Source organism: Shewanella sp. GD04112 (assembly GCF_029835735.1).
In the GTDB taxonomy this organism is placed as follows: Bacteria; Pseudomonadota; Gammaproteobacteria; order Enterobacterales; family Shewanellaceae; genus Shewanella.
Window position 1 is genome coordinate 4,488,194 of record NZ_JAOEAL010000001.1, and the last position, 13,393, is coordinate 4,501,586.

A 13,393-nucleotide genomic window follows, 5' to 3' on the forward strand; every position below is an offset into this window, starting at 1 on the left:
AGCAACGCAGGCCCGATGCGGGTTTGCGATGTGCTGGTGCCCACATTTATGACATAGCTAATTGAGGGAACCCAGCATGAACGAAGTCGAAGCGGTCAAGAACCGCGACACCATCAAGCTTATCAGTTACCTGCTCGAACGTCACTTTGGTCAGCAGATGGCCGATGTCTGGAATATCGGTCTTAATCTGGCCCTTAGGATCTCGGACTTACTGGCCATCAAGTTCAGCGATATCGACGGCGACCGCTTAACTATCATTGAGCAGAAGACCGGTAAACGCGCCAGCATCAAGCTCAACCCGAAGACGCTAGCGTTGATTGAGGCGATCCACCAACGTCACCCTGAGCATATCTACCTATTCCAATCCCACCGCTCGAGCCAAGCCAAAGACCGGCAGGCCCCCGCGAAACCACTGACACGGCGTGCAGTCGCCAAAGCGTTTGCCTTTGTCGGTGACGATATCAAGTTAGCCCTGGGCACCCACTCGATGCGTAAAACCCGCGGCTATCACCTGTATCAAGCCTGCAAAGACATTGGTCGGGTGATGCGCATGCTGCGGCATCAATCGGAAGCGGTCACCCTGCGTTATATCGGCATTACTCAGCAGCAAATCGATAAGGACTTTGTCGAGCTGGAAATCTGAGTCAATCAGCACGTCCATTTCACCCGATGCAACCCATTAGCAGATGCGTCCTAAGGTTATCTGCGTTATTTTACTTGGAGTCCATACCATGTATACATTTCAACCCGGAGATCATCTGGTCACCAATATCGATCCGCTTGGCTTAACCGAACACCATGGCCTGTATGTGGGTCATGGCCATGTGATCCACTTATCTAAACAGGGCATCATTGAAGAAATCGATCTGCAGCAATTTGCTGGTGGCCAGAGCGTTAGAGTAAAGAAGTCCACGCTGTTTCCCCATCAGGCCATTGAGTTTGCACGCAGTCAGCTGGGTCACAGTCCATACGGCGTAGCTACAAATAATTGTGAGCACTTCGTCAATGAATGCTTAGCGGGGAGCAGTACCTCTAACCAAGTGAGTAATCTCACCCACATTGCGCTGCAAGGCTCCGCCAGAGCAGGTTTACTAGGGAGCGCTGCTTCAAAGCTTGCCACGGGAACTGTCGCAAACGTCGTATTAGCCTCTACCGCCGCTAAGATGACCGGTGAATACCTAGGGCTACCCGATAACGTCAACACGCTGCTAGGGACGCCTGGAGATCTTGTGGCTAAACCTGCCGAATGCCTACTAAAAGGCACTAGCGAAACTCTGGGTGAAAGTTATGCTTGCTTACGCCAAGGTGAAATAACTGATGCTGGGATCAAACTCGTCACCGGCAGTGTAGAAACTGGCTTAAACACCGTGTTGACGACAGCAGAAGTTGGGATCAATGGCGTAAAAGCTGGCGCTGAGCTGATAGCCGATGCATGGCATTGGTTAAGGTCATGATGTTTCACCTGCAATATTGAGAGTACTCAGTCACCCATTAGCCAAACCCTATAAACGAAGCGGCATGCCGCCGCTATCGTTTTTATCCTTATTGCGATTACGTTGAAGATTAGCGTGATGACGGCGTAACATTAGTGCCCAGTTAAGCGATACAAACTATCTTCTATCATCTTTGAGCTGATGGCGTTGCTCGAGCAGAAAAGTAAACCGTGTAATCATTATTTTTTTGTACCACGTTATGCTAAGGTATTACCTAGTAGTACTAAGCATTACTTTTGGAGTCACAGATGAGCACAATCAAACCCGTGTCGGTTAAATTAGATGCTGAGATGAAAGCCAGAGTCGAGCATTTAGCCGAAACGCGTAAACGTTCATCACACTGGATGATGCGTGAAGCGATCCGTGAGTACGTTGAGAGAGAAGAGAAACGCGAAGCTTTGCAGCAAGAGGCATTACGCGCATGGGAAGAACACCAGACATCTGGATTGCATGTCACCGGTGACGAAGTGGTGAATTGGCTGGAGTCCTGGGGAAGTGAAAATGAAAAGGCAGCCCCTACATGCCACAAATAGTCTTCACTGCCACTGCATTACGTGATTTAGAACGCTTACGTGAGTTTCTTCGCAGTAAAAATCCCCCTGCCGCACAACGGGCTGCCAGCGCCATAATCAATACCATTAGAAAACTGGAAAGCTATCCAGACATTGGTCGGCCTATCGATGACAATGACTTTAGCTTTAGGGAACTGCTCATCGACTTTGGTGATACGGGTTATCTGGCAATGTACCAGTATGATGGCGGTGAACGATTGACCGTATTGTGTATCCGTCACCAAAAAGAAGCCGGTTACTGAAACGGCTGAATCAGTTACGGATTACCCCAATGGACTATGTCATCAAGTCTGCATTGTGAATATCGCTACTGCTCTACTATGAGCACAAAAGCAAGGGACCTTAATCCCTTGCCCTTTACTCCATTATTTTAACTCACCCCACTAGCAACCGCACTTAGCGCTAAGTAAGCTAATCACTCTGTCACCTAAATACGGCTACAACCGAATGAACGTGTTCTATCGCCATAATGCTTAGTCTCTAACTTGGCCAGATAGCTCAAGCGAAAGAAAGCACTCGCAAAGGTTTGAGGATAATTCGGTGCATTACGATTAAGATAGTAAACTGGCGTATCCTCAGGGAAATGGACTAAATGCCGAGTACTGTAATCATCTAATCCCAAGGCACTGGCCCAGGCTTCAACAATCTTAGTACTCAAGTTTTGACCACTTCGATTGTAATTACCGAGATGGTTATAAGCATCGTTATTGAGGAAGATTGCGATATGGTAATGGTCTGTATCGGCACATGCTCGCTCCCTTGCCCAAATATAACGCAGAGTACAAGGATGCACCCGCTTACCCTCACGGCCCTTGATTAACCTATTATGCTGGATTTTTGCATCCAGAGATTTAAAGAACTTGCTGATTACCGTTGAATCATAAACTACAGGTGAGTCGAGAAAGTTAAGCTGTGGTAGATGCAAATCAAACCGCACCATTAAGGTACGAGGGTGCTCATTCATAGCTGCTTGTAAGGTCTGTAAAATTGCATCTAAGTATTCAGCGCTTAGTAGCCTAGGATAAACATTGAGTCCTTGGTATTGGCCATTGCTGATGACGGTAAGGTTAGTGTTAGAGGTATGACGTTTTGACATGTTGAGTTCCCATATTGGTTAAGTTACATAACGTATATGGTCTGTGTAATTTATAACTCAAAAGCCAAAAAGTGCTTGATATAAATAGCAAAAGTTAGCTCGCCTATGATGGCAGCTAACTCTGTATGTTCATGGGTAGATAGTGTTAGAGATACTAATAAAGGAATACTACTGAGTGATAGGTATAACTACAGACTAATAGTATTAACAAACAGACAATCGCAATAACTGAAATCCCCGTCGATCATTGAGCAGCGGATCGGGCGAACAAGGGCGATGGGATCTCATGTCACTAGATAGTTAAACCATTTAACTATCTACATTTACACCAGCTCTACCACGTTTCTGGCGATATATTTTTACTTTTTTGTCTGATGTCCGGGCCCCCAAACCTACAAATTTGAAGGGGAAAATCGAAAAATGTAGCGAACCAAGATAATCATTCAACTCCTCATGTTTAGACAATTCTCTGATACAATACTTCGCTAGTTCAATGCTAAAATGATACATAATTTCATAAAATACCTCCTTGCACTGATATGGAATTAATGCCATAAAACCATCATTAGAAATGAATTTTTTAAGTTTCAATTTCTCCTTATCGGAAGCATCTACCACCGCATCAAAATCCTCAACAATCATGTTTTTTAGCTCTAAAGAATAGGGACATACATGTTCTGACTGCAAGTCACACCAGTGATTAGACAATAAAAAAGATGCGTAATAATTCAGCCGTCCTTGCATTACATTCAAAACGGATAGCCTTGACATGTCCTCATTTTGAAAATACACACAGCCTTGATAAGCGGGTCGATGACCCACAAAACCAGCAAACTTATAAAACTCATTAGGTACTTTTTCTTCAGGAATGTTGCCATCTTTGAGATCTTTTAGGAGTTGTTGATCCGTAAGGTGCTTCAACAACCATTCTTGACACAGATTAGCAATATTTTGCAATGAGACCGCATTAATCTCTTGTACAAAACGTAATTGATAGCCTTGTGCTAGCTCTTCTAAAATTGTGTGTTTTGCAGAAAATAGTGAAAAGTCTAAAAAATACACACTATTGGCGTGAGTGAACAAGTACCTCGATGATGTTCCTGGAATGATTGCTTGTATGTAACCTAAGCTCTTCAGTTTCTGAAGTTGGTTTCGAAATTGATCTCGGCTAATCCCTGCAAGATTGGTAATCGTTTTGACATCCAAATTACGCACAACTCCTGTTGGGTCCGCATGCAATAACAACACACAAAGCAACAATCGATTATTTAACTTCAAATTCGTATGTGAGACGTATTTTTGGTCAAGCGTTAATAGCTCATTGACTAACGGTTGATGCTGGCTCGATGTACCCATCAACCTTAATAAGTCCTGTAGTTGCCGAGAAACAATGTATTGATATGTTGGCCGACCTCTTTTGGGCAGCGTACTTGACCGCTCCTTTTCGAAAAAACCATGCTCAACAAGGTAAGTTAAAGCCTCTGATACAACCGTTTTAGAAACACTAAATTGTTTTGCAATCTCTGCAACAGTTCGTGAAATGGGGTTAGAGTAACCAAAATGCCGATTCCAGAGCAAAATAAAAAAGACTACATTTGCCTTACTTCCTTTCAGTGCTTGCATTATCCGTATCATTAAAATACCTACTAAATAAAATCATTTATATCCTCTAAATACCTACTGGTAAAACAGTACCGGTAACACTAGTAATTTACTAGTAATTTTTAAAAAATTGAAATTTTTATTTAAAAATGCTAAAAAAAGGATTAGAAAATTTAATGAAAAACCTGCAAATGAACCGTAAAAATAATTATGGATAATGAAAAATATATAAGTAACTCATATGGTACGAGGCAGTTAACTTTTCTCCTTGAAAATAATAGGGCTCAATTGGATTGGGCTTATAAGTACCTGAAGAAAAAAAATCCTTACATCATTCAACAGACGACGATGAAGGACTTAAAAAAAATTTTTATTGATAGCTGTATTCACAGGAAACTCGATAAGCAAACATTCGAGAGAATGGCCTCTAACATGGAGAAAGCTTGGAAGGCAGATGTGAAAAGACATGCTAGTGATAAAACTATGCTTAACGTCAGCATTTCGAAAGAGCACAAGTCTAAGTTTGAAGATATGGCACTAAAGAATAAATGCAATAATATTCAAATGCTTGAGTCGCTTATAGATGATAACTACAAGAATTTTTTACGTTTAAAGGAGCAAGAACTCATAGCTAAAAATGCGGAAAGGACGAAAAAAGCTGAAATAAAGTACAATCAGTCGTTTACAGATAAGAAGCTTAGCGGTGAACTTCATCTACAGAAAAACTATAATAACCGTTTAAAAAAACAGGTGACTGCGCTAAAGAGTGAACTTCAAGCCGTAAAAGACAATTCATCAATTCTATTTGCTATCATTGAAAAAGCAGTAAAAAACCGCTCAAAGCTCACTGCTGACCATCTGATGCAAGCAACTAGAGCCCATACTTTAATCGACATTGTGCAACTTCCCTTAGATGAGTCCATGCAGGCAACAGAATCGGAAGAAAGCACAGAGCAAAACCAGACTTCAGGTCCCCGCCAAAGAAAACGAGCAAGACCGGCTAAAACGGCTAAAACGGCTAAAACGGCTAGCAAATAGTAAAACAAAGAATCATCTCGTTAAGGCATTGGTATATGGTGGGTATATCGGTGGGTACCAATGCGAATTACCAAGAAATAAATCACGTTAGCCATTGTTAAATAATGGTTTTTTGTAAATAAAAATATTCAGATCCAAAACGTGGAATAGTGTTATTTGTGTTATCTAAAACCAAAAGCCCTTTTTAAGGGCTTTTGGTTTTTTGAAAGCTAGCCGAGTAATGAGATTAGCTTCTGCTGTAGCTCATGGTGGGAGGCGACTTGAAAGTGCGGGCGAATACCTGCGGGGGCAGCGTGTCCATGGACGTTATACCAACAGGTGTGGAATCCCGCGTTGATACCGCCTTGAATGTCTGAATGTGGGTTATCGCCCACCATTAACACTTGTTCGCGCGCAGGCTGGCCCATCAATTCAAGGGCGTATTCAAAGATACCGACATCGGGTTTTGCGATGCCGACTTTTTCTGAAATCACCAAAATATCAAAATGATGCTGCAAACCTGTACGCTCTAAACGCACTGTCTGTAACTCGGTAAAGCCATTGGTGATGATCCCCATTTTGGCTTTGCCCTGCAGCGCGGCCAGCAATTCACGGGCGCCGGGCAAGGGCGCACAAATCTCTGCCATAGCCGTTAAAAATGCACTATTTAGGGTTTGAGGGGTCACTGCAAGCTTTGCCGCCCAAGGCTCGAAGCGTATGGTTTGCAGTTCAGCGGCGCTGATCTTGCCATCCTGATACTCAACCCACAGCGGCTTATTTACACTTTGATATTCTTCGAAATCGGCCCGAGTAAAATCGACGCCAAAGCCTGAAAACATCAGTTTCAGTCCTTCGAAAGCATCGAAATAAAAGAGGGTTTCATCGGCATCGAAAAGTACCCAAGAGTAAGGTGCGGCCGAAGAATTAGTCTGGCTTGAGAACGACATAACACTCCTAATAACAAACAAAAAAATCAAATGCTAAGCATGAAAAAACTATGCGACAACCCCAAAAATGATCAACACAACAACCAATCCCAACTTGGCTCGGTTTTCACATAGCCGAGAATCACAAAGTAACCCGTTCGCTACGATATGATGAGGTTGAAAGGCGATTAACGCCATATCACAACGAGCAATTCGCATGCTTTACCTGCGGCGTAGGTTGTTTCACCCGATTAAGGAACACGACACCCGCTAACATCAAACATACTCCAACGAGCGACGCCCAATGAATACCGCTGGCGCTAGATATTATATCCAGCACAACGCCTGTCAGCATCTGCCCACATATTACGAGCAATGTACAACGCATCACTCCTAACGATGGCAATGCCCAACTATTTAGCATGACAAATAAAGCACCAATGACTCCACCAAGATACAAATACACTGGCGGCTGCCCCTGTAGCTGATTTGTGCCACTCTCTAGACAGATTATCCATGCACTCAAGACTACAAAGCCCACAATATGATTACAGCAAGATGCGATTAACGCATGGCTATGTTTTGCCAAAGCACCATTAAAGGTTCGGCTTAAGGCAATCAAACCGCCATTAAGCAGTGCGATAAGTACCATCAATTCCATTCAATTTCCCCTGCTACGCCAGCTAATGTGAATAAATCACTAACATGGCTCCCAACAAAATCATTACCATAGCAATGACTTCTGTGAATCGAATGCGCCGCTTAACGACACCGAAATAACCACAGCAGTCGAATATACAGCTCAAGATTAACTGCCCCACAAGCATCAAGGCTAAGGTGCCAGCCAAGGCTAATTCACTGTTGACTGTGACAGCGGCCAACACAACCGTCGCAGCACCAGGAACACCACCTAAATACGCCCACCAAGGTAATCGTGATTGACTCGCATAGGTATTCAAAGTCGACTTGGCTTCTTTACCCATTAGCCTTTTTCTCAGTAAAAACAGCACCAACAGCACTGTTATTGCCCCAATACCATGAGCCATCCAAGATGCCAAAAGCGGTGAGCTATACATAGCAAGCTGGCTATTGAGTTTAATCATTAATGCCAGTAAAACGCCGGAGCAGAGCGCCACAAAGGACATAAATAAGGTCAGTTTGTTTGACGTTTGCATCAAAACAGTCCATCCATTTTTGTTGCAAAATAGTCTACAGTGATAGTTTAGGCCTTATAATCCACCGTTATAGAAACTTATTGTTGAGCTTTAGCTGACAATTAATGTTGATGATTTCCGCTTTAAGCGAAAAGCGAGATGCAAGTGAGGCTCTAAATCCCCTCATACTCAACTTAAAGTGATAGAAACAAGAGACCTACAGCCGAGTCTCGGCTGTTACACCATCGTTTGATAAAGGAAGCCCTGCATGGAACATTTTTCCGCCCTGCCCATTTTCGTCACTGTGGTGGAATGCGGTAGCTTTTCCGCTGCGGGACAAAAACTCGGGCTGAGTAAATCAGCCATCAGCAAACGAATCACACAGTTGGAGCAACACTTAGGGATTCAACTGCTACAACGCACCACTCGCAGTTTGAGCCTAACGGATGCTGGCGCGCGCTATTTCGAATATATTCGCCCTGCAGTGCAGCTCACCCAAGAAGGATTGGATGCCATCTCCGAATTGCAGCAAACACCTAAAGGCAATCTGCGAATTTCTGTGCCTATGGTGTTTGGCCGCTTGTATATTGCGCCTTTAATCGCTGAATTTTTAAAACGTTACCCCGATATTCAGCTGCAAATGCAAATGGATGATAAGACCACGGATTTAATCGCTGGCGGTTTTGATTTAGCCATTCGCATCGGCGAACTGCCCGACTCCAGCCTTATCGCCCGCAAAATTGCCCCGTGTTTGAGCGTGATTTGCGCATCGACAGCCTATCTCTCGCAGCACGGTTTACCTTTGACTCCTAGCGAGTTAACTCAGCACAACTGTTTGTTTTACAGTTACTTTCAAGATGGTGTGGAATGGAGTTTCCACAGTCCCAATGGCGTGCAACGTGTTCAACCCAAAGGCAACTATCAGGTGAATAATAGTGATGCTATCCACCAAGCCTGTCTCGATGGCCTAGGCATCGCCAACCTACCGCGCTTCATCGTAGAGTCCGATCTACAGGCTGGGCGTTTACAGGCGTTACTCACTGACTATCCGCTACCCGAACATGGTATTTATGCTGTGTATCCACAGCGAAAGTATCTCCCGACTAAGGTGAGTGTATTGATTGAGTTTTTACGGGATAAACTGACAAATGCCGACTAAACACCTTTAGGAATGTGACAGATACCAATCCCAACGCTTGCGCAGTAAACAGCCCCTCAACTACCGACAAATCACGCTCACTAAGATATACTGCGCGGCACTTTCATCGCACCACACGTATTCACTAAGAGCTCATTGTTTATGTCCTTACAGCATTCTCACCCTGAATTCGTCGATAAGCTGATTATCATAGGCTTGCCCCGAACTGGGACGACGAGCGTGAGTGTGGCGTTATTGGAACAAGGCTTAAAAGTGGCGCATATGGCGTTTACCAAAGAAGCCTTTATGCAAGCTGAGGCGATTTCCGATGCACCTTGTTTTAGTGATTTCAAGCAGTTGGATGGATTATTCCCCGAGACCAAATTTGTTTATCTTGACCGTGAGTTAAGCGTTTGGGTGCCATCGATGCAGATGTTACTCAGCCGAATGCTGCCACATTTGGATGCCAAAACAGGTCGATTCCACCCAATCATGAAGCGCAGTTTTCGCCATAGCTTTGGCGTAGGTGTAGTCGAAAATCCGCAGGATGAAAAACATCTTATCGATTGTTATCAACGCCATAAAACAGAAGTGGTTAACTACTTTGCGGGTAGACACGACTTACTCAGTATCGATGTCAGCCGCCAAGGCGCCCTCGGCCAGCTATTAGCATTTATGGGATTAGCCAGCGCCGAAAACCAACAGAACTTTCCTAAACTCAACGTCGGCCGCAACGTCGCCAGTTGGGATGAATATAAACATCCGAATAAAATCAGCGCTAATGCCTCGGGGCCTGAAAAACGTAAGTTCTTCGATTATAAGCTTTAAACCCCTAACGGATAGTAAAGCTAATCAGGGGTATTTCGGCGCTTTACCACAGTTAACCAGTCGAGACTCACGCCCGAGATCGCATTAAAGCCGCGGATACGGAAGATAAGTTGCAGTAACTGCGGCCGAGGCCTGACTTTCGGCTCGACCGAGCGCGGAATAAACCATAGAGTCACGAATGCACGCAGTATGGTCGAAACGAGAAACACCACAAAAATCGGGCTACTGAGCCAAGTATTCCAACCTGACCAGACTAAAAAGTCCGCCGCATGGGAGGCTATCGTGCCACCGACCATGGCCCCCACAAACACCAATCCCGCGCTCAGTGATGCCTGCAGCGCCGCATAGGTGGCAAAATCACTGCGAAAGGGACGAATATCATAAAGGTAATTGGCGGTGCTTAGGGTAAAGCCGCTCCAAGCTAGGCCCGAAAATGCCTGAATGAGTAGAATATACAGATAGTTATCCGAGAACAACCACAGCAGCGGCAAGCTTGGGATCATGCAGCTGGTGATAATCATCACCAAACGATTACCAAATTGATCGCTAAATCGCCCCCAAAACTTCAGCGTCACAAACTGAGTCGCTATAGAGGCCACGCTGGCTAGCACAAATTCGATATAGCTAAACTTCAAGTCTTCCAGCATATACACGGCGAAAAACGGCGCCGAGATGGCCACCATCGCCTGCATACAGGCCACAAATAGGCTGTATTGGCGGAAAGTTTTATCCTTCCATGCTCCGCGAAAATTGCGGATGGTTTGGATAAATACGCCCCGCTGCTTGGCTTCGCGCGGATCCGGGTCGTGCATTTGCAATAACAACCAAGCCGAGACAAAACGCCCCATGGCCGCTATCGAAAACAGTAAAGTAAAGCCTAACCAGGCCATTTGAAGCGAATCGGTAAAGGTAAGAATCCCACCGCCAATAAAAAATACGCTTAAGGATGCGCCCATGGTTAAGCGAGTGCGCGCCGCAAAAAAGGCACCACGACGACGCTCGGGCACGATAGACCCCATCCAGGCGCGCCAATGGGGTTGAATAAGATTGATAAACCCATGGTACCCCACGGCGAGCCCGATAAATATCCACACTGCGTTATCGGGACGAAAGGCCGCTAACGCGCCCATGCCCAATACCACTAACGCCTGCAGAGCCGCGCAGTAGACGATAAAACTACGGCGGGAAAAGTGACTCGCTAACCATACAGAAACCAGCTGTGACATCGCCCCGAAGAGCTGCGGCAAACCAGTAACAAAGCCCATTTGTGCAAGACTGGCACCGAGAAAAATTGCGTAAGCATTGAAAAAGTTATCGCTCGTCGCCGTCATCATCGACGATGCCACGGCTTCCTGCTGCGAGCGACGCAGAGTGCATCTTAACCAGAGATTTCTAGCGCTACGGCGCGAACACGTTAATGCAGTGGGAGCTTCGAGGGTGCCCATTCCAAGCCAAATCCATATGAGACTAGGGGTTTTGATGTTGCAATTATGTCGTATATAAGCAAAAAACAAAACGCCCCAAATGGAGCGTTTGATTAGGGCGTGTTGACGTTTCAGGGTTAGAAGTAAGCCTTTAACTCGGCTTCTTGATCTAACAGGCTTTGATACAAGGTAAATTGATTCGCAGCCCTATCCAGATTATGGCCCTCACGGTGCACATGGAAATATACGTCGCCATTGAGATAATCCGTTAAAAAACGCACGCCGATCATCAGGCAAATTACTCGCGCCCCGAGCCAGAGACTACGTTTTTCAACCTCAGTTAACACTTCACCCAGCTCACTTAAATAACCACGGCAAATGGCGGCAAAGATTGATTGGCGCACTTTAACATTCTCAAGGGCAGTAGAATCTTCGGCTTCAGGCGAGCAGAAGGTACGCACCATATCGCCAAAGTCATACATCAGATGCCCTTTCATGCAAGTATCGAGGTCGATAATCGCCATGCTCGACATGTCGCGCTTATCAAACAGCATATTGTTGATTTTAGTGTCGTTATGGCAAATACGCAGCGGGAGCTGTGGCGAAATCTCGGCTAGCTCATCCAATAAACTCTGCTGTGACAGGGTGTAATCGACCCAGTCACGGCATGAGTCTAACCGCTTAGCCTTATCCTGCTGCACCGCTTGGCGCAGCATTTCCATCCGTCCCGGCAAATGGTGGAACTGCGGGATCACATCCTCAAGCTGAGTGGCGTCGAAATCACTCAAGGCACAGGCAAAATGACCAAAGGCCTTAGCCGCCATTTCGGCTTCGGCTTCAGACTTGACCACCTCGATACTTAGACTGTGAGGCAAATAACTGATAGCGCGCCAAAATCCCTGCTCACCCAAGTCGATCGCCAGCTCACCCTCTTGAGTAAGGCATGGACTCACCACTTGAAGACCATATTGTTGTTGTAATGCCTTAGCACACAAATGATGGCTAATTTTATCGGCATTACTCACCAATGCCTGCGGCATCTTAAACACTTGGGTATTAATACGTTGCAGTACTAACTCACCCGTAGGCCAACGCACTAACAAGGTATCGTTAATATGACCATTCCCTAACGCTGAGATTTTTGCTTCGTCGGCTTCAATTCCAAAATGAGGCAACACTGACTGCCTGATGAGTTTAATCACTCAATAACTCCATTAATTTTTGCTTTACCCAGACAGTATCCTGCGGATAGGTCACACCGAGCCAAGGTTCGCTGGCCACATCAACAAACACGGGTACACCTTGCTCAATTCCCGCCTGAACCACGGCGGGCAAATAGCATTCAGATTTAGGCAATTGGCCTTGTTGTTCGATAAATACCGTTAATTCACGTTTAATAACATCAAATATGCTTGGCGAGAAGCCCCAACAAGTCATTGAGACTAGCGACTGTGAAGGAAGCGGTGCCAATCCCTCAGGGCCTTCGCCGATAAAACCATGATCTTGAGCTTGAATATTCAACCATTCGGCGACTGAACGCAGCTGCCCCTGCTCCACTTGGCATAAGCCACGATTCACGCCACCGTGCTCGGACAAGGTCAGCTCAATCGGATAAGCCACCATCATCCAATCATGGGGTCTGGCGGTTAATCCCTTCGCTAAAGAAGCAAAGGCGCTGTCGCCGTAAAAATCATCGGCATTGATCACCGCCATTGGCCCATTGACACTATCACGGGCGCACCACAGGGCATGTGCCGTTCCCCAGGGCTTTAAACGATGGCTTACATCCGCAAGCTGCGCTTCGTTAGGCAAATCGGTGAGCGACTGATAACAAAAGTGATACTCAAAGTCCGCCGGTAAAAACCGTGTCAACAAGTCGTGGAGTTCTGCTTCCAGTTCAGGGCGAATCACCATCACGGCACGCTTAAATCCGCTGCGGATCGCCGACAATATCGATAACACCAACATGGGTTCGCCCCCAGGACCGAGTGAGGCCAATTGCTTATCGCCGCCAAAACGACTACCTAGCCCTGCCGCCATAATGACTAAGGTCAAATCTGTATTCATGTGGGATTAGTGTTCAGTTCGTATTAAAGATATTTTCCCGAACCTCGCCGCAATCGGCTTTGCGAGCACATTTAAA

15 protein-coding genes are annotated in these 13,393 nt (G+C 45.6%); 7 read left to right on the forward strand and 8 right to left on the reverse strand.

Going from position 1 to position 13,393, the window contains the following annotated elements; genetic code table 11:
• Positions 1–76 precede the first annotated feature (76 nt).
• The 4 genes from N7386_RS19685 (at position 77) to N7386_RS19700 (ending at position 2,307) form a co-directional block, all read left to right on the forward strand.
• On the forward strand, positions 77–643 hold the full coding sequence (locus N7386_RS19685; protein WP_069454522.1) for a site-specific integrase: 567 nt from the start codon (positions 77–79) through the stop codon (positions 641–643).
• Positions 644–731: 88 nt separating this feature from the next.
• Positions 732–1,454 (forward strand): lecithin retinol acyltransferase family protein, encoded by a 723-nt coding sequence (locus N7386_RS19690; protein WP_279770501.1) that lies wholly within the window; start codon positions 732–734, stop codon positions 1,452–1,454.
• Between the two features lie 287 nt (positions 1,455–1,741).
• A complete protein-coding gene (locus N7386_RS19695) occupies positions 1,742–2,026 on the forward strand; it encodes a CopG family ribbon-helix-helix protein (protein WP_279770528.1) in 285 nt (94 codons plus the stop codon).
• Positions 2,014–2,307: a type II toxin-antitoxin system RelE/ParE family toxin gene (locus N7386_RS19700; RefSeq protein WP_011071641.1), complete on the forward strand. Its 294-nt coding sequence runs from the start codon at positions 2,014–2,016 to the stop codon at positions 2,305–2,307. The genes N7386_RS19695 and N7386_RS19700 overlap by 13 nt, the downstream gene beginning before the upstream one ends.
• Positions 2,308–2,492: 185 nt before the next feature.
• On the opposite strand, the gene N7386_RS19705 is transcribed toward N7386_RS19700, so the two are convergent.
• A complete protein-coding gene (locus tag N7386_RS19705) occupies positions 2,493–3,161 on the reverse strand; it encodes an inovirus Gp2 family protein (protein ID WP_037430226.1) in 669 nt (222 codons plus the stop codon).
• A gap of 309 nt (positions 3,162–3,470) precedes the next feature.
• Positions 3,471–4,784 (reverse strand): helix-turn-helix domain-containing protein, encoded by a 1,314-nt coding sequence (locus N7386_RS19710; protein ID WP_279770532.1) that lies wholly within the window; start codon positions 4,782–4,784, stop codon positions 3,471–3,473.
• Between the two features lie 189 nt (positions 4,785–4,973).
• Between N7386_RS19710 and N7386_RS19715 the strand changes: the two genes are divergently transcribed.
• Positions 4,974–5,801: a hypothetical protein gene (locus N7386_RS19715; RefSeq protein WP_279770534.1), complete on the forward strand. Its 828-nt coding sequence runs from the start codon at positions 4,974–4,976 to the stop codon at positions 5,799–5,801.
• Positions 5,802–6,010: 209 nt separating this feature from the next.
• On the opposite strand, the gene yjjG is transcribed toward N7386_RS19715, so the two are convergent.
• The 3 genes from yjjG to N7386_RS19730 form a co-directional block, all read right to left on the reverse strand.
• Entirely contained in the window at positions 6,011–6,727 is a 717-nt protein-coding gene (gene yjjG / locus N7386_RS19720; RefSeq protein WP_279770536.1) for a pyrimidine 5'-nucleotidase, read from the reverse strand.
• Between the two features lie 178 nt (positions 6,728–6,905).
• Positions 6,906–7,367 (reverse strand): DMT family transporter, encoded by a 462-nt coding sequence (locus N7386_RS19725; protein WP_279770538.1) that lies wholly within the window; start codon positions 7,365–7,367, stop codon positions 6,906–6,908.
• A 22-nt stretch (positions 7,368–7,389) separates the two neighbouring features.
• Entirely contained in the window at positions 7,390–7,881 is a 492-nt protein-coding gene (locus N7386_RS19730) for a DMT family transporter (protein WP_279770540.1), read from the reverse strand.
• A 247-nt stretch (positions 7,882–8,128) separates the two neighbouring features.
• Between N7386_RS19730 and N7386_RS19735 the strand changes: the two genes are divergently transcribed.
• Positions 8,129–9,019 carry a LysR family transcriptional regulator gene (locus N7386_RS19735; protein WP_279770541.1) on the forward strand — a complete coding sequence of 297 codons (891 nt, stop codon included), beginning with the start codon at positions 8,129–8,131 and terminating at the stop codon, positions 9,017–9,019.
• Positions 9,020–9,160: 141 nt separating this feature from the next.
• A complete protein-coding gene (locus tag N7386_RS19740) occupies positions 9,161–9,826 on the forward strand; it encodes a sulfotransferase (RefSeq protein WP_279770543.1) in 666 nt (221 codons plus the stop codon).
• 20 nt (positions 9,827–9,846) lie between these two features.
• On the opposite strand, the gene N7386_RS19745 is transcribed toward N7386_RS19740, so the two are convergent.
• The 3 genes from N7386_RS19745 to N7386_RS19755 form a co-directional block, all read right to left on the reverse strand.
• Positions 9,847–11,271 (reverse strand): MFS transporter, encoded by a 1,425-nt coding sequence (locus tag N7386_RS19745; protein WP_279770545.1) that lies wholly within the window; start codon positions 11,269–11,271, stop codon positions 9,847–9,849.
• Positions 11,272–11,387: 116 nt separating this feature from the next.
• On the reverse strand, positions 11,388–12,452 hold the full coding sequence (locus tag N7386_RS19750; RefSeq protein WP_279770547.1) for an aminoglycoside phosphotransferase family protein: 1,065 nt from the start codon (positions 12,450–12,452) through the stop codon (positions 11,388–11,390).
• Positions 12,445–13,317, reverse strand: coding sequence for an NTP transferase domain-containing protein (locus N7386_RS19755; protein WP_279770549.1), 873 nt, complete (start codon positions 13,315–13,317; stop codon positions 12,445–12,447). The genes N7386_RS19750 and N7386_RS19755 overlap by 8 nt, the downstream gene beginning before the upstream one ends.
• Positions 13,318–13,393 lie beyond the last annotated feature (76 nt).